The organism is Burkholderia sp. Ac-20345, from assembly GCF_017104825.1.
Lineage (GTDB): Bacteria > Pseudomonadota > Gammaproteobacteria > Burkholderiales > Burkholderiaceae > Burkholderia > Burkholderia lata_B.
The window spans coordinates 1-17,291 of sequence record NZ_JAAGPO010000053.1; the positions used below are offsets into that span (position 1 = coordinate 1).

The window sequence follows — 17,291 nt, forward strand, 5'->3', positions numbered from 1 at the left end:
GCGCGGCCACGCGGCCGAGCGCGGCGCCTGCAAACGGCTTCGCGCTGTCGAGCTGGCCCGTGAACGCGCGCGGCGTATGGCATTCCGCGCAGTGGCCGAGCGCGCCGGCCAGATAGCGGCCGCGCTGCCAGTCGGCGGACTGGCCCGTCGATGCATCGGGCAGGCTGTCCTTCAGGAACACCATGTCCCAGAAGACCATCCCGAAACGCAGGTTGTACGGGAACTTCAGCTCGTGCTCGCGGTTTTCCAGTGCGACCGGCTTGACGGTCTTCAGGTACGCGTACATCGCGTCGGAATCGGCGCGCGTGAGCTGACGGTACGACGTGTACGGCATCGACGGATACAGGCGCTTGCCCGGCGCCTTGCCGTCATGCAGCGCGGCGTAGAAATCGTCCGCGCTCCAGCTGCCGATCCCGTGATCCTTGTCGGGCGTGATGTTCGAGCCGTAGAACGTGCCGAACGGCGATTCGAGGGGCGCGCCGCCGGCGAACGGCGCGCCGTCCTTCGCGGTGTGACACGCCGCGCAGTCGGCGGCCTTGACGAGATAGCGGCCGCGCGCAATCTGGTCGGCACCGGGCGCGCCGGACGCCGCGTTCGACGCCGGTGCGTCATGGCCGCCGCACGCGGCGAGCAGCAACGCGCTGGCCGCGGCCAACACGGGGAGGCCCGCGGCCCGCGCGACACGATGAGCGAATGTGCGTTTCATGCGGCGTCCTTCACGAGTCCCGGCGTCGTCAGCACCACGTCCTTGACGGCTTCGTAGTAGCGGACATAGCCCGTGCAGCGGCAGAGGTGCGCATCGAGCGCCTCGGTGATCGTGCGTTCGACGTCGGCCTTCGCAATCGGCTCGCGCTTCAGGCGTTCGATCAGCACGGTCGCCGCGTTGACGAAGCCCGGCGTGCAATAGCCGCACTGGAAGCTGAAGTGCTCGAGGAACTTCTGCTGGATCGGCGACAGCTCGACCACTTCGCCCGCTTCGTTGCGCTTCGCGTGTCCTTCGATCGTGCGGATCGAGCGGCCGTGGAAGAAATGCGCACCGGTGATGCAGGTACGCATTTCCTCGCTCGTGCCGTCCGGCTTGTCGACGATCACGACGCACGCGTGGCAGATGCCCTGCCCGCAGCCGAGCCGCGAACCGGTGAGGCCCGCGTACTCGTGCAGGAACTCGATCATCATCAGCCCTTCCGGCACCTGCATCGGCCCGACGGACTTGCCGTTGATATTGATCGACAGCGGTTTCGACTGGAACCGGACGAGCGGACGCTCGACGGCGGCCGGCGCAGATGCCGATGCTGATGCCGATGCCGGCGCGGCCGGGACCGATGCCGGTGCGGCCGAAGCCGCGGTTTGGGCGGTCGTCATGCGAGCACCTCCTGAATCTTTTGCGGGGTCACCGGCAGGTCGGTGAAACGATGGCCGATCGCGTGCGCGATCCCGTTCACGATCGCACCGACGACGGGGATCATCACCACTTCGGCGACACCCTTCGGCGGATCGGTCTCGGACAGCGGCGGCAGCACGTCGCCCGTCTGCGTCCAGACGGCGACGTCGGACGCGCGCGGCAGCTGGTAACGGTTGAAGTTCCACGTGCCGTTGCCGGGGCCGTCTTCATACAGCGGCAGGTATTCGTGCAACGCGTGGCCGATACCCATCGCAAGGCCGCCCTGCAACTGGCCCGACACGAGCTGCGGCGAAATCTGGTTGCCGCACTCCATGATCGAGTGATGCGTGAGCAGCTCGACCTTGCCGGTCGCTTCGTGCACGGCCAGCTCGACGAGCGTGCCGACCGCCGTGTAGTACGTGACGGCCGCGTTGTTGCGGCTCGTCGGCGGGATGAACACGCGCTTGCGGTCCAGCACGCGGTAGCCGTTCGCGGTCGGCGCCAGCGTGCCGCGCATCGCGGTCGCGCCGGCCGGCGCGGCGGTGCCGGGCACCGGGCCGTTGTCGCCCGTCTTCGGCGCGCCGACGCGCAGCGACAGCCCGTCGATCGGCAAACGCTCGACCGTGCCGCCCACTTCGAACTCGGCGTCGGTCCACTGCCAGCGGTTGAACACGTGCACGACGGCGCCGGTCGGCAGGCCGAGCGCATAGGCCTGCTTCGCGAGCTGTTCGAACGACAGCGGCTCGAGGCCGTCGGCGGTCAGCTTGCCGTCGACCCAGCGCGCGTCCTCGATGCGGATCGCATACGGCGCGGCCTGGCCGCCGCCGAGGCCGCGGGTCCAGATCGACATCGCCGCCGGCCACAGGCCGTAGCGGAACACGGCGCGCGCGGCTTCGCGCGTGCTGTGCGTGAAGTAGTACGCGGAGTTCGTCGCGCTCGACGGCGACGCATAGCTCGGCGACCAGCGCGGGTTCGCGCTCAGGCGATCCTGGTCGGCCTGCGACATGAGGTACGGATCGCCGCTGGTCTCGACCGGCAGGTCCGGCCATTCGGTCACGGCCACGCGTACTTCCGTCGCCGGGCGACCCAGCCATTTCGCGACCGCGACGGCCTGCGACGTCGACATCCCGGTGCCGATCTCGGCCGCCGTGTGCTGCAGCGACACCTTGCCGTTCTCGTCGAATTCGACCTTCGCGAACGACGCTTCCGCGCCCGTGCCGAAATCCTTCTGCACGCACGCGAAGCCGACGCCGTAGCGCTTGCCCGGATTCGCGGCCTCGAATTCGGCCTTGCGCGCGGCGCGGCGCGTCCACAGCGGATGCTGCTTCGAGCGCTCGAGCACCTCGTCGACGCGCAGCGCGCCGGCGGGAATCGCCCCTTGCGTGTTCTTCATCCCCGAACGCAGCGCGTTGCGCAGGCGGAAATCGATCGGGTCGATGTTCAGCTGCGCGGCGATCTCGTCCACCGCCATCTCGGTCGCCGCCATGCTCTGCAGCGTGCCGTAGCCGCGCGCGGAGCCGGCATCGATCGCGCGCGACGCGATCGCGACGGCAGCCAGATCGCTCTTCGGGAAGTAGTAGATCGATTGCGCGGCCGTTGCGCCGACCATCGCGACCGACGGCGAGAAATTCGAGCGCCCGCCGCCGTTCGCCTCGAAGTCGCCCTTGAACGACTGCAGCAGGCCCGTGTTGCGGTCCACCGCGATCCGGTAGTGCATCTTGAACGCGTGACGCTTCAGCGACGTCTGGAACTGCTCGTAGCGGTCGTTCGCGAAACGCACCGGGCGGCCGTCCGCGTACAGCGCGCAGACGAGGCCGTAGAACGGCACATTGAAGTGATCCTTGGAACCGTAGCCGACCGTGTAGCACGGATGCACGAACAGCTTCTTCACCGGGAAGCGGCACTTCGCGACCATCGCGGCCGCGTTCTCCGCCACTTCGAGCGGCGACTGGGTCGGCACGACGAGGTGCAGCGACTGCGTCGCGGCGTCGTACCAGCAGTTCGCGTTGTCCGGCTCAAGCGCGGACGTATCGACCGACTGCGTGTTGTACTCGCGGTCGAACACGAGCCAGTCGGCCGACGGATGGTCGAGCTCGCTGGCGATCTGCCCGGCCAGGAACATGCCCTGCTCGTCGAGCTTGCCGTGCTCCTTGCCGTCCGGCCACACCGGCAGGTGCTTGCGCATCATGCTCGGGAAGATCGGCGCATCCTTCAGGCTCGAATAGACGTCGTCGTCATAGGCCGTCTTGCCGCCCACCCGCACGTAGCGGAAGGTGCCCCACGGATCGCGCTCGAGCGGGCCCGTGACGGCACCGTAGCGGATCACGTCGTCGCGGAACTTGAGCGTGTTCTTCGCGAAGCGGAAGCGCGCGAAGTCGTGGTAAATGAGGATCGCGACCGCATGACCGAGATACGCGGGCGTCTTGCCGGCGGGCAGCAACATGTCGTCGCCGTAGAACGTCGGGAACGCGACGCCGTCACGCGCGAGATCGTCGGCCGTGACCACGCGGTCCGGCTTCAGCTCGTCGCCGAGCAGCGAAAGGTCGAAGCCTTCGTACGTGCGGTCGGCCTGCGTGACGCGCAGGATCAGCGCATGCGACTGCTGCTGCGGCCAGTGCGGCATGTCGGCTGCGCGCACGTCACGGGCGAACACTTTCGAGCCCGTGACCTTCGCGATGCCGTCGATGCGGAATTGGGGGATGCCGGTGACGCTATCCCATTTGACGGGGGTGAGGAGTTTTTCTTCGAAGAGCGCCGCGAATGCGCGGCTGCCCAGGGGCGCGACATACACTGCGACGCCCGCCAGCACGCTGGCTTTCAGAAAACCCCGCCGTGACAGGCCGTGGTTTTTCATTGGGGGGAACCTCCTGATGCGGCTCGGACGGCGATCGGGTGTCGCGACGTTCGGAGCGGCGCGCATTCTGGCATTGTTTTAGATATATCGCCTATAGTATTTCTCGCATGAAATACTTATTGAATTTCTTATAACGGTATTCAGCCGGGCTGCGGCAGCCGGTCGCGGGAGGCAATTCGACCGCGTCGCATGCCTGGTTGCAGCGGTTTCGATCGTGCCGGCCGCGCCGGGCGGGCACGCGCACCGTGCGTGGCGACCAGCCTCCTGCCGGTCGCCCGGCCGCATTCGTTCGCAACGATGCTGCCCCCGCCCCGGTGAATGCGCAAGGCTTTCACTGGCGTGGTTTACGACTAGTGCCGCCGCTCCGCCGGACAACCCGCGGCGCCCGGGTTTCATGGTAATGTCGTGCGCATCCGGCCTGGCCGGGCTTCCGCCATGTGCCGTGCGGGCGCCGCCAGGCATCGCGACATCACGCGACATCGTGTCGAGGTCAAAAACCATGGCAGTCAGGACATCTCTCCTGCACTCCGTTCTCGCCACTCCTCCCTCCGGCAACCACCGTGTGACGGCCGCGCTGCGCCCGTCGATGCTCGTTACCCTGTTCGAAGACGTCCGCCCGATGGCGCTCTCCGGGCTCGCGAGCGGCTTCGTCGCGGCCGTCGCGCTGATCCGGCTGCAGCAGCTCTGGTGTCTCGCGTGGCTGATCGTCGACGCCGGCTTGCTCATCGCGCGGCTCTCGATCGCGCGTGCATACACGGTTCAGCGCGACGCCGGTGACGACCGCGCCGAATATTGGGCGATGCGTTACGCGCCCGTGTCGCTCGTCGCATGCTTCGTGCTCGGCCTCGGCGTGATGGGCTGCGTGCAGGCCGTCGACGTCGAGCTCGGCACGCTGTCGGTGATGGTCGCAGGCGGCGTGTTCGGCGGGATCGCGTCGCGCAATTCGGCGCTGCCGCGGCTCGCGATGATGCAGGTCACGCTCGGCGTGCTGCCGATCGGCATCGGTGCGCTCCTGGCCCACCGGTCGGGCGCGTGGCTGCTGCTGCCGCCGCTCGCGATCTATCTCGCCGCGATGCGCACGGTCGTCCAGCGTCACTATCGCGTGCTCGTCGCGCTGATCGCCGCGCGCCAGCGCAACGCCGAACTCGTCGCGCGCTTCGACGCCGCGCTCACCTACATGCCGCATGGCCTGTGCATGATCGACGGCGAACGGCGCGTGATCGTCGCGAACCGGCGCACCGCGCAGCTGTTCGGCTCGCCGCGCGAGATCATGCTCGATACGCCGCTGCCTGCCGTCGTCGCGGTGCTCGGCGCGAACGACGCGACCGATCCGGGCGGCGCCAGTCTCGCCGCGCAGTGCGAGCTCTGGCTGACCTGCGACGAACCCGTGCCGCTCGATGTCGTGCTCGCCGACGGCCGCCAGCTCGAACTGACGCGCCACCGCGTGCCGGACGGCAACGCGGTGATCATCGTCGAGGATGTCACCGCGCGCCGCCAGACCGAGCAGCACATCCGGCATCTCGCGCGGCACGATGCGCTGACGGGTTTGCCGAACCGTCACGAACTGCATGCCCAGCTCAAGCGGATGCTCGCGCGCCGGCCGCGCATGCCGGGCCCCGCGCTCGCCGTCATGTATCTCGACCTCGACGGCTTCAAGGCGATCAACGACCGGTTCGGCCACCAGGCCGGCGACGACGTGCTGACCCAGGTCGCCGAGCGGCTCGGCAAGACACTGCCGCCCGGCGAGCTGGCGGCGCGCATCGGCGGCGACGAGTTCGTCGTCGCAATCGACGACACGACGATGCACGCGTGTTCGATCCTCGCCGCGCGCATCATTCGGCAGATCTCGGCGCCGTACACCCTGTCGATCGGCGAGACCGTGAGCCTGGGTATCAGCATCGGCATCGCGCTCGACGACGGACATGGCTCCCCCGATGAACTGATCCGGCAGGCCGACAGCGCGCTGTACGACGCGAAGTCGGCCGGCAAGGGAATCTACCGTTTCTATTCGAGCGGCAGCAGCCGGGTCACGCCGGCCACCGCGACCTGATCCGGCTGCGCAGCCGGCTTTCACCCTTCTCCGCGTCCTCCCGACGATTCAATTCCGAAACGCTTTGCGTGGCCGCACGTGGCGCCGCGCGTTCGCGTGTCACGTGACGTGTTCCGTAACATCGCCGCTCGTCACCCGCCACATTGGCTGCAGAAGCCGGCACGATCGAAGCAGCGCAAGGCTTTTCGAGCCTGGCACTCTTATTGCTCCCTGTCATGGAAACAGGTTGTCAGGGAGACCCAACATGAATACCGTCGAAGTCCTCAGCCGCAGCGAAACCATCGACGAACTGGATGTGATCGACGGCGCCTCGCTGATCCGCCGGCTCGTTTCCGAACGCCGCATGCCGGCCGCGCGCGAAGCCCGGTGCGTCGACAATCCGCCGCTGACGCTGTACGGCGCATTCCGCCAGGGCGTCGCCGATCACGGCGCGCACCGCGCGAATCCGTATCGCGCCGGCAGCCGTTTCTGGGCGCTGTGGGAAGAAGGACGTCTCGAAGCTGAAACATCGGGCCGGTAAGCCGGTTGCGCGCGCCGGCCCTGCCGCGGCAAGGGGCCGACGCGAAACATCACGCCCGAATGCGGCCGGCCGGCGTGCCGGCATGTGTTCACCGCTGCAACATCGCTCGGGGTCTCGCGTATCGGCTTTGCAACTCGCCCGTACGCATCCATGCGCTTGCCGCTTGATAGCGTTCGGCGTTGCGCGCGCCCGGCGCGCCGCGCGGCGGTCGTTTCCCGATAAGATGGCAGATTCCGTTCATCGAACGATGCCGCCATGACCGCCTCTTCCTCACATCGCAATCCCATCCACTGCGAAATCGATCTTGACGCACCAGGCAAGCACGCGGGCTACCTGCGGCTGCCGCATTCGGTACACCGCTCGGCATACGGCTGGCTGCCGATCCCGATCGCGTCGATCCGCAACGGCGACGGCCCGGTCGCGCTCGTGATGGCCGGCAATCACGGCGACGAGTACGAAGGCCAGATCATCGTGTCGCAACTGATGCGCGAGATCGAACCCGAGATGGTCAGCGGGCAATTGATCCTGCTGCCGATGGCGAATTTCCCGGCGGCGGACGCGGGCCTGCGCGTGTCGCCGCTCGACGGAGGCAACCTGAACCGCAGCTTCCCCGGTGATCCGACCGGCACGCCGACGCAGATGATCGCGCATTACATCGAGCATGTGCTGCTGTCTCGCGCGCAGTATCTGGTCGACCTGCACTCGGGCGGCAGCTCGCTGCTGTACCAGGGCGGCAACATGCTCGCGATCGATCCGCTCGACGCCGACGAAGCCGTGAAGCTCAACGGGCTGCTGGTCGCGTTCGGGTTGCACAATGCGCTGCTGCACGCGCCGAATCCCGTTCATTCGGCATCGGCCGCGCGCCGGCAGGGCGCGATCTCGATCGTGACCGAACTCGGCGGCGCGGGCATGGCCGATCCTTCGCTGATCCGGATGGGCCGCCACGGGCTGCTGCACTACCTCGGCCATATCGGCCTGCTGCGCGGCGCGCTCGTGCCCGACGCACCGCCGACCACCACGCGCTTCATGCGTGTCGACGGCGACCGCCATTTCGTCTACGCGTACGAGCGCGGGCTGTACGAGCCGCTCGTCGAACTCGGCGACCAGGTGAAGGCCGGGCAGCCGGCCGCGTGGGTGCATTTCCCCGATACGCCGCTGCGCGAGCCGGTGCTGCACCGCTTCAAGGGTGACGGCGAAGTGGTGTGCAAGCGCGTGCCCGCGCAGGTGCAGCGCGGCGATTGCCTGTTCCAGCTGGCGGAGCTGTCGGCGCCGCCGAGCATCGGCCAGACGGCCTAAATCCGGACCCATCTCGTTTCCTTGCTGTCTGCCAGTCATGGCGGACGGCATGCGCTCGCCATTAACCAACTTGACAAATTAACTTACTTGGTTATGATCGCAGATGGAAAAGAGAACGCCTCATTGCAAGCTGCCCCGCGTCAAAGCGCTCGTCGAATCCGGCAAGGTCCGGTTGACCGCGAGTGCGGTCCTCGGCGCCCGACTATTGGGTTTCACGGAAAGGGAGGCGCTCGATGTCGTGCTGTCGCTGACCGACCTCGACTTCCACAAGAGCATGACGACCTACGCCGACCACACGATCTGGCAGGACGTCTACCGGCCTTTCACGGTGCGTGGCGACGTGTACCTGAAACTGACCGTGATCGACGATGTGCTGATCGTGTCTTTCAAGGAGCGTTGAACATGAAGTGCCCTGCATGCGGTGCCGCCCGGCTGGTCCGCGACACACGCGATATCCCCTATACCTACAAGGGTCAGTCGACTGTCGTCCGCGACATCACCGGCGACTTCTGCCCGGCCTGCGGAGAGTCGGTACTGGAGCTCGACGAGGCCACCCGTCTCGGCGAAGCGATCACCGAGTTCAACAAGCAGGTGAACGCCACCATCGTCGACCCGAAGTACATCGCAAAGGTGCGCAAGAAGCTGAAGCTGGATCAGCGCGAGGCGGCCGAGCTGTTCGGCGGCGGCGTCAACGCGTTCTCCCGTTACGAGACAGGCAAGACGAATCCGCCGCTTGCCCTCGTGAAATTGCTGAAGATCCTGGATCGTCACCCCGATCTGCTCGCCGAAGTTCGAGCGGCATAGGCGCTCCCAAGGCGGCATCGCGCATTCGTCGAGCACCGGCTTCGACGCATGCGCACTCCCCCGCCACACTCACCCCACTCCCGCTGCAAGCCTTCTGACGCCCGCCGCGAAATCCTTATCGAAATTGCTTCGTTCGCCTTTGCCGGCCGCGCCGCTAACGTGTTCAAAACGGCGGCGGCCCGCCATCTGTATCGCAGCAGGATTCGCACCGGCCGCCGCCATCACGACAACCGCGTCGCGATAACGGAACAGACCGGACGGGCCGCGTGCCCGCACCCCGCCAGGAACGTCCGCATCGCGCGCCCTTCGCGATGCCCATGGCCACGACCGACCGCATCATCGACACGACGCCGCTCGACGTCCGCGCGCAACCGCTGATCGACGCGCTGATCGACGAGTATTCGACCCGTTACAACGCGTATCGCCCCGACAGCCACGCGTCCGCGCGCGATGAGCTCGCACGCTACCCGGCCGAACTGTTCGCGCCGCCCGAAGGCGCGTTCGTGCTGCTGCTGCGCGACGGCGAGACGATCGGCGGCGGCGCATTCAAGCGCTACGACGCACAGACCGCCGAGCTCAAACGCATCTGGACCCGCACGGACCTGCGCCGCCAGGGCCTCGCACGCGTCATCGTCGAGGCGCTCGAACTGCGCGCCGCGCAGCAAGGCTATCGCCGCGTCTACCTGACCACGGGCTTTCGCCAGCCCGAGGCATGGGCGCTGTACGACCGCACCGGCTATACGCGGCTGTTCGATTCATCCATCGACCCGGAAGCGTATTTCCACCTGCGGTTCGGCAAGGATCTCGCCGATCCGTCACGCACGTCGACGCTGGCCGACCTGTGGGCGCCCGTGCCCGAACCGGTGCTGCCGCGCTGACCGCGCCCGCGCCCCTCTATCCCTCCGATCTCCGCTTGCCACCACAGGACGCTTTCATGCAACGAGCCGTACCGCTTTCTTCCCGTGCCGCGCGCACGCTGGCCGCCGCGCTGATCGGCTTGACCGCGTTCGCCGCAGCCGCGGCCGCCGCGACGTTCGACCTGAGCCCCGAACAGCGCGGCCGCCCGCGCGGCGTAGCCGATGCGGCAGTCGAGCGCTCGGTGCCCGCGTCGTTCAAGTTCGCGGAACCCGGCACGCTGACGATCGGTGTTGCGCCGAGCCTGCCGCCGATCAGCTCGTATGCGACCGACGCGCGCACGGTGATCGGCTTCGACGCCGACGTCGGCCAGCTCGTGTCCGACAGCCTCGGCCGCAAGCTGAAGATCGTCGCGCTCGCATGGGCCGACTGGCCGCTCGCGCTCGAATCGGGGAAAGTCGACGCGGTGATCTCGAACGTCACCGTCACCGAGGAGCGCAAGCAGAAGTTCGATTTCTCGACCTACCGCAAGGACCAGGTCGGCTTCTACGTGCGCAACGACAGCAAGATCCAGGCGATCCGCGAGCCGAAGGACGTCGCCGGGCTGCGCGTCGTGACCGATGCCGGCACCAACCAGGAAAAGATCCTGCTCGCGTGGGATCGCGAGAACGTCGCGCACGGGCTGAAACCCGTGCAGATCCAGTACTACGACGACCAGGCGATGCGCATCGTCGCCGTGCAGTCGGGCCGCGCCGATGCCGTGTTCAGCGTGAACTCGGTGCTCGCGTACCAGAGTGCTCAGCAAGGCAAGACGCGCCTCGTCGGCGCAATCAGCGGCGGCTGGCCGCGCACGGCCGACATCGCGATCGCGACGCGCCGCGGCAGCGGGCTCGCCGATCCGCTCACCGTCGCGCTGAACGGGCTGATCAAGAACGGCCGCTACCAGCAGGTGCTCGACCGCTGGAACCTCGCATCCGAAGCGATCGACCAGTCGCGTACGAATCCGCCCGGGCTGCCGAAGAGTTGAACGCCGCGCACGCTCACCGTCCATTCACGCTCACCCCACGCTCACGCAGGAACGCCGCCCACCATGTCTTATTCGCTTTCGTTGCTGGACAAGAGTCCGATCGCCGACGGCGCGAACGCCGCCGATGCGCTGCGCTTCACCACGACGCTCGCGCAACGCGCCGAACAGCTCGGCTACGAGCGTTTCTGGGTCGCCGAACATCACGGCACGCCGGCCTTTGCAAGCTCGGCGCCGGAGATCGTCGTCGCGCACCTGCTCGCGCATACGTCGCGCATCCGCGTCGGCTCGGGCGGCGTGATGCTGCAGCACTACAGCCCGTTCAAGGTCGCCGAGACCTTCAAGGTACTGGCCGCGCTCGCGCCGGGCCGCGTCGATCTCGGCGTCGGCAAGGCACCCGGCGGGTTGCCGCTGACCACGCGCGCGCTGCAGTGGTTCCACGACAAGGCGCGCAAGCCTGACTTCGCGGGCCTGTTGGCGGAACTCGATGCGTTTCTCGGCTGGGGCGTCGCCGAGGATCACCCGCTCGCCGGTGCCGTCGCCCTGCCCGTGCCGCCGCAGCCGCCCGAACGCATCCTGCTCGGCGGCTCGCCGGACAGCGGCGCACTCGCCGCGCGCAACGGCTGGCGCTTCTGCTACGCGGGGCATTTCAACGGCGACGACGCGAACCTCGAACGCTCGCTGGACGCGTACCGCAGCGCGGGCGGCACACGGCCGCTGGTCGCGCTGTACGCGGTGGCCGCGCCGACGCGCGACGAGGCCGAGCAACTGATCGGGCCGCTGAAGATCTTCAAGCTGCAGTTCGCGGGCGGCCAGAGCTTCAATCTCGCCAGCGCGCAGGCGGCCGCCGAATTCGCGTGGCAGAGCGGCGCATCCGACTACCGGATCGACGAGCTGCGCCCGACGGTGCTGGCCGATACGCCCGAGCGTGTGCACCGCGCGCTCGATGCATTGAGCCGGCGGCTCGACGTCGATGCGTTCGTGATCGATTCGCCGGTGACCGACTATGCGGCGCGGCTCGCATCGGCCGAATGGCTCGGCGGCGCGCTGTCGGCCACGCCGTTGCAGGCGGCCCTCGCGGCCGACGGCTCCCTCTCCCCTGACCAGAACGCGTAACGCTCCCATGACGACCCGACGATCGATCCCCTTCGGCCTGATGCTGCAAGGCGCAGGCAGCCACATGAACGCATGGCGGCACCCGAGCAACCCGCCGGACGCGAGCATCAACCTCGATTTCGCGATCGGCATCGCGCGCAAGGCGGAAGCCGCCGGCATCGCGTTCGCGTTCGTCGCGGACGGCCTCTACATCAACGAGAAGTCGATCCCGCACTTCCTGAACCGCTTCGAGCCGCTGACCGTGCTGTCGGCGCTCGCGGTCGCGACGAAGAAGATCGGGCTCGCGGGCACGATCTCGACGTCGTACAGCGAGCCGTTCACGGTCGCCCGCCAGCTCGCGTCGCTCGATGCGATCAGCGGCGGGCGCGCGGGCTGGAACGTCGTGACGACGCCGCTCGAAGGCACCGCGAAGAACTTCGGCAAGGCGCATCCCGATCACGAACTGCGCTACGAGATCGCCGACGAATACCTCGACGTCGTGCAGGGCCTGTGGGACAGCTGGGATGACGACGCCTTCGTGCGCGACCGGGCGACCGGCCGCTTCTTCGATCGCGACAAGCTCCATACGCTCGACCACCATGGCCGCTTCTTCCAGGTCGCGGGCCCGCTCAACATCCAGCGTTCGCCGCAGGGGCAGCCGGTGATCTTCCAGGCGGGTTCGTCCGACACCGGCATCGGGCTCGCGGGCAAGTACGCGGATGCCGTGTTCACGCATTCGCCGTCGCTCGACGAAACGGCCGCGTTCACGCGGCGCGTGAAGCAGAGCGCGATCGAGCACGGCCGGCAAGGCAGCGACGTGAAGATCTTCCCCGGCATCGGGCCGATCGTCGGCCGCACGGCGGCCGAGGCCGAGGACAAATACCAGGCGATCCGCAACCTGCTGACGATCGACGAGGCGCTCGCGTATCTGGGCCGCTATTTCGATCACCACGATTTCACGCAGTACGCGCTCGATGCGCCGTTTCCGGAACTCGGCGAGCTCGGCCGCAACAGCTTCCGCTCGACCACCGACCGGATCAAGGCCGACGCGAAACAGCAAGGCCTGTCGCTGCGCGAGACGGCGCTCGCGGTCGCCACGCCGCGCCCGAACTTCATCGGCACGGCCGAGCACGTCGCCGACGAGCTGATCCGCTGGCACGACGCCGGTGCCGGCGACGGCTTCATCCTCGGCTTTGCGGTGCAGGCGCAGGGGGTCGAGGATTTCGTCGAACTCGTGATCCCGGCGCTCGAGGCGCGCGGCCGCTACAGCCGCGATCTGTCCGGCGCGACGCTGCGCGACCACCTCGGCCTGCCGCGCAAGGCCAGCCGCCATGCGGTGCCTGGCGCGTCGCACGAAACCGCGGCCGAAGCGCACGCCTGACACCCGCCGCCGCGCCGCCCGTGCGCGGCGCGCCCGCCCGACCGATTCGAGGATCTCCACCGACATGAGCGACACGACCCACCTCGGCGGCGCGCTGCCGCCGCTCTCTTCCCCCGGCGCGCGCGACGCCGGCACGCGTTTCCGGATCGTGCCCGCGCGCCACCGGTCGCGCACGGTCGGCACCGTGCTCGCCGTCGCGCTGATCGCGATCGTCCTGCATTCGATTCTCGGCAACCCTCAATGGGGCTGGCCGGTGTTCGCCGAATGGTTCCTGTCGCCGCCGGTGCTGTCGGGGCTCGCGCGCACGCTGGTGCTGACGCTGCTCGGCGCGGTATTCGGCCTCGTGCTCGGCGCGTTCGTCGCGCTGGCCCGGCTGTCGCGTTCGCGGCTGCTGTCGGCGAGCGCGTGGACCTTCGTGTGGCTGTTCCGCTCGATTCCGCTGATCGTGCTGCTGCTGATCCTGAACAACCTCGGCTACCTGTACGAGCATGTCCGGCTCGGCGTGCCGTTCACCGACATCGTGTGGTTCGACACGCCGACGACCGACCTGATCAGCCCGTTCCTCGCGGCCGTGCTCGGCCTCACGCTGCACCACGCGGCGTTTTCCGCGGAGGTGATCCGCGGCGGCATTCTCGCGGTCGACCAGGGCCAGCTCGAAGCGGCCTCCGCGCTCGGGCTGCCGCGCGGCCGCCAGACTACGCGAATCGTGCTGCCGCAGGCGATGCGCGCGATCCTGCCGACCGCGTTCAACGACCTGATCATGCTCGCGAAAGGCACGTCGATGGTCTACGTGCTCGCGATGCCGGAGCTGTTCTATACGGTGCAGGTGATCTATCGCCGCAATCTCGAAGTGATTCCGCTGCTGATGGTCGCCACCGTTTGGTACCTGATCATCCTGACCGTGCTGTCGGCCATCCAGGTGCAGGTCGAGCGGCACTATGCGCGCGGGGCGCTGCGCAACCCGCCTCCGTCCGTCATCACGTTCGCGCTTGCGCGCCTCGGCGTGCTTTGGCGGCGTGTCGCGTCCCGTCACGCGGTATCGGTCGCGCGGCCCCAGGACGAGAAAGACGCCGCGACCGTCGTCGCCCCGCGCACCGGCGGCGAAGTGGCCGTGCATGGCGTATCGAAGCAGTTCGGCATGCAGCGCGTGCTCGACAACGTGTCGTTCGTCGCGCCACGCGGCAGCGTGACCGTGATCGTCGGGCCGTCGGGCTCGGGCAAGTCGACGCTGCTGCGCACGATCAACCATCTCGAGCGCGTCGACGACGGCTTCATCGACATCGACGGCGAACTGATCGGCTATCGCCGCGACGGCGACGTGCTCTACGAACTGAAGGAGCGCGACGTGCTGACGCGGCGCACGGCCGTCGGGATGGTGTTCCAGAATTTCAACCTGTTCCCGCACCTGACCGTGCTAGAAAACCTGGTCGAGGCGCCGGTCGTGGTCGGCGGCGTCACGCGCGACGCGGCCGAACGCATCGCCCGCTCGTTGCTCGCGCGCGTCGGTCTCGCGGACAAGGCCGATGCGTATCCGCGCCAGTTGTCCGGCGGCCAGCAGCAGCGCGTTGCGATCGCGCGGGCGCTCGCGCTGCGCCCGAAGGTGCTGCTGTTCGACGAGCCGACGTCGGCGCTCGATCCCGAGCTCGTCAACGAGGTGCTCGACGTGATCAAGGAGCTGGCGCGCTCGGGCACGACACTCGTGATCGTCACGCACGAGATCGGCTTCGCGCGCGAAGTCGCGGACAACGTACTGTTCATGGAGCGCGGGCGCATCGTCGAGGCCGGGCCGCCGGCCGTCGTACTCGACGCGCCGACGCATCCGCGCACGCGTGCGTTCCTGTCGCGGGTGCTGTGATGCACGCCGCTCCCGACCTGCGAGGTGCCGCACGATGACCGACCGACGCCAGTTCATGACCGCCGCGCTGGTCGCGGCAGCGGGTAGCCTTCCATGGCACGCGGTGCATGCAGCCGCCGCGACCGCGGATCTCGATCCGCGCCAGGCCGGCCGCATTCGCGCAACACGCGATGACGCCGCCGTTCGTGAGGCGGCCGGCTACCGCTGGGTACGCGACGGCGCGTTCACGGTCGCGATTTCACCGCACGCGCCCCCCGTGTCGACCTACGCGACCGACGCGCGCACCGTGGTCGGCGCCGATCCCGACTATGCGCAACTCGTCGCCGACGCGCTCGGCCGCACGCTCGTGCTGCTGCCGATCGCGTGGGCCGACTGGCCGCTCGGGCTGACGTCCGGCAAGTACGACGCGGTGATCTCGAACGTCGGCGTGACCGAGAAGCGCAAGGAGAAATACGACTTCACGACCTACCGGCTCGGGCTGCACGGTTTCTACGTGCGCACCGGCAGCCCGATCACGAAGATCGCCGAGCCGAAGGACATCGCCGGCCTGCGCATCATCACGGGCGCGGGGACGAGCCAGGAGCGCATCCTGCTCGAATGGAACAAGCGCAACGCGGCACAGGGGTTGAAGCCGGCCGAGCTGCTCTATTTCGACGACGATGCGGCATCGCGCGTCGCGCTGCTGTCGGGCCGCGCCGATGCGGAACTGAACCCGAACGCGTCGCTCGCGTACGAGGCCGCGCGCACCGGCAAGATCCGCCGCGTCGGCGTCGTCAATGCAGGCTGGCCGGCCAACGCCGACGTGGCGATCGCGACGCGGCGCGGCAGCGGGCTCGCGCCCGCGCTGACGCTCGCGACGAACGCGTTGATCGGGAGTGGCCGCTACGGGCAGGCGCTCGCGCGCTGGGGCTTGCAGAGCGAAGCGATTGCACTCGCGGAAACCAATCCGCCGGGGTTGCCGTCGTTTTGAAGGCTTCGAAACGTCGATGACCAAAGTGACATCGCCCCGGCATCCCGTAACGGAAAGCCGGGGCGAATCGCAGAAGTCCCGTACGTCGCTGCGCCGCGAAGCGTTTACGCCGGCACCGCCGCGTGATACCGGTCGAGTTCCGCGACCTGCGCATGAATCGCCGGAATCAGGTCGCGCCCGTAATCGAGCGCATCGTCGAGCGGATCGAACCCGCGAATCAGGAACGTCGACACGCCGAGCCGGTAATACGCACCGAGCGCCCGCGCGACCTGTTCGGGCGTGCCGACCAGCGCGGTCGAATTCCAGCGCGCGCCGGTCAGGTTCGCGACGCCCATCCACAGCCGCTCGTCGAGCACGTCGCCCTGCGCGGCGGCCGCCATCAGCCGCTGCGAGCCGGCATTCTGCGGCGCATGGCCGGCGATCGGCTGGCCATTTGCGAGCCGAGCCGCGCGCACGCGTTCGCGGATCGCCTCGGCCTTCTCCCATGCGGCAGCCTCGGTGTCGGCAACGATCGGCCGGAACGACACGCTGATGCGCGGCGCACGCCCGAACGGCGCGGCGGCAGCCCGCACCCGCGCGATCTGCTCGCGCACCGACGCGAGCGGCTCGCCCCACGTCATGTAAACGTCGGCATGCTCGCCCGCGACCGCCAGCGCAGCCGGCGACGAGCCACCGAAATAGATCGGCACGTGCGGCCGTTGCGCGCCCTTCACGAGCGGCGACGCGCCACGCAGCCGGTAAAACGCGCCGTCGTGGTCGACCGGCCCGTCGGCCTGCCAGATCCGTTTCAGCACGTCGAGATATTCGCCGGTGCGGCGGTAGCGCGCATCGTGCGGCACGAAATCGCCGTCGCGCTGCAGGTCCGCATCGTCGCCGCCCGACACGACGTTCAGCGCGAGCCGGCCGCCGCTGAACACGTCGAGCGTCGCGATCTGCCGCGCGGCGGCCGACGGCACGATCACGCCCGGCCGGTGCGCGAGCAGGATGCGGAGGCGTTCGGTCGCGGCGGCCGCGAACGACGCGACGATGAAGCCGTCCGCCGCGTTGCTGAAATGGCCGACCAGGATCTGGTCGAAGCCGGCGGCCTCGTGCGCCTGCGCGAAGCGGCGCACGTAGTCGGGCTGGACGGCTTCGCCGCCCGGTACGTCGACCTCCGCGCCGGGCGTCGCGGTGATCATGCCGATGATATCGACTGGCATGTCGGGA

The 17,291-nt window shown here is 68.4% G+C and carries 15 protein-coding genes; 11 read left to right on the forward strand and 4 right to left on the reverse strand.

Annotated features, from left to right (window positions below):
- The 3 genes from G3O06_RS20170 to G3O06_RS20180 form a co-directional block, all read right to left on the reverse strand.
- Positions 1-706, reverse strand: a 706-nt coding sequence (locus tag G3O06_RS20170) for a c-type cytochrome (RefSeq protein WP_205817255.1), incomplete at its 3' end; no start/stop codon positions are given.
- Positions 703-1,362, reverse strand: coding sequence for a (2Fe-2S)-binding protein (locus G3O06_RS20175; protein WP_205817256.1), 660 nt, complete (start codon positions 1,360-1,362; stop codon positions 703-705). The genes G3O06_RS20175 and G3O06_RS20170, both read right to left, overlap by 4 nt.
- On the reverse strand, positions 1,359-4,235 hold the full coding sequence (locus tag G3O06_RS20180; RefSeq protein WP_174982627.1) for a molybdopterin cofactor-binding domain-containing protein: 2,877 nt from the start codon (positions 4,233-4,235) through the stop codon (positions 1,359-1,361). Before G3O06_RS20180 ends, G3O06_RS20175 begins: the two co-directional genes overlap by 4 nt.
- Positions 4,236-4,734: 499 nt before the next feature.
- Here G3O06_RS20180 and G3O06_RS20185 point away from each other — a divergent pair, with 499 nt between their 5' ends.
- The 11 genes from G3O06_RS20185 (at position 4,735) to G3O06_RS20235 (ending at position 16,085) form a co-directional block, all read left to right on the forward strand.
- A complete protein-coding gene (locus G3O06_RS20185) occupies positions 4,735-6,285 on the forward strand; it encodes a sensor domain-containing diguanylate cyclase (RefSeq protein ID WP_205817257.1) in 1,551 nt (516 codons plus the stop codon).
- Between the two features lie 244 nt (positions 6,286-6,529).
- Positions 6,530-6,805 (forward strand): hypothetical protein, encoded by a 276-nt coding sequence (locus G3O06_RS20190; protein ID WP_174970106.1) that lies wholly within the window; start codon positions 6,530-6,532, stop codon positions 6,803-6,805.
- Between the two features lie 255 nt (positions 6,806-7,060).
- Positions 7,061-8,101, forward strand: a complete 1,041-nt coding sequence (locus tag G3O06_RS20195; protein ID WP_205817258.1) for a succinylglutamate desuccinylase/aspartoacylase family protein — start codon at positions 7,061-7,063, stop codon at positions 8,099-8,101.
- Positions 8,102-8,204: 103 nt separating this feature from the next.
- Positions 8,205-8,501 carry a type II toxin-antitoxin system MqsR family toxin gene (locus G3O06_RS20200; RefSeq protein WP_205817259.1) on the forward strand — a complete coding sequence of 99 codons (297 nt, stop codon included), beginning with the start codon at positions 8,205-8,207 and terminating at the stop codon, positions 8,499-8,501.
- A gap of 2 nt (positions 8,502-8,503) precedes the next feature.
- Positions 8,504-8,905: a type II toxin-antitoxin system MqsA family antitoxin gene (locus G3O06_RS20205; protein ID WP_205817260.1), complete on the forward strand. Its 402-nt coding sequence runs from the start codon at positions 8,504-8,506 to the stop codon at positions 8,903-8,905.
- A gap of 317 nt (positions 8,906-9,222) precedes the next feature.
- A complete protein-coding gene (locus tag G3O06_RS20210) occupies positions 9,223-9,783 on the forward strand; it encodes a GNAT family N-acetyltransferase (protein WP_174970102.1) in 561 nt (186 codons plus the stop codon).
- Positions 9,784-9,839: 56 nt separating this feature from the next.
- Complete coding sequence (locus G3O06_RS20215; RefSeq protein WP_205817261.1) at positions 9,840-10,787, forward strand: ABC transporter substrate-binding protein; 948 nt, start codon at positions 9,840-9,842, stop codon at positions 10,785-10,787.
- A 63-nt stretch (positions 10,788-10,850) separates the two neighbouring features.
- A complete protein-coding gene (locus G3O06_RS20220; protein WP_205817262.1) occupies positions 10,851-11,900 on the forward strand; it encodes an LLM class flavin-dependent oxidoreductase in 1,050 nt (349 codons plus the stop codon).
- A 7-nt stretch (positions 11,901-11,907) separates the two neighbouring features.
- The gene (locus tag G3O06_RS20225) at positions 11,908-13,260 is read left to right on the forward strand and encodes an LLM class flavin-dependent oxidoreductase (protein WP_205817263.1); all 1,353 of its coding nucleotides are present in this window, start codon (positions 11,908-11,910) and stop codon (positions 13,258-13,260) included.
- A 64-nt stretch (positions 13,261-13,324) separates the two neighbouring features.
- Positions 13,325-15,115, forward strand: a complete 1,791-nt coding sequence (locus G3O06_RS20230; RefSeq protein WP_205817264.1) for an amino acid ABC transporter permease/ATP-binding protein — start codon at positions 13,325-13,327, stop codon at positions 15,113-15,115.
- A gap of 34 nt (positions 15,116-15,149) precedes the next feature.
- Positions 15,150-16,085: an ABC transporter substrate-binding protein gene (locus tag G3O06_RS20235; RefSeq protein ID WP_205817265.1), complete on the forward strand. Its 936-nt coding sequence runs from the start codon at positions 15,150-15,152 to the stop codon at positions 16,083-16,085.
- 104 nt (positions 16,086-16,189) lie between these two features.
- Here G3O06_RS20235 and G3O06_RS20240 read toward each other — a convergent pair whose 3' ends face one another.
- Entirely contained in the window at positions 16,190-17,284 is a 1,095-nt protein-coding gene (locus G3O06_RS20240) for an LLM class flavin-dependent oxidoreductase (protein WP_205817266.1), read from the reverse strand.
- Between the last annotated feature and the right edge of the window lie 7 nt (positions 17,285-17,291).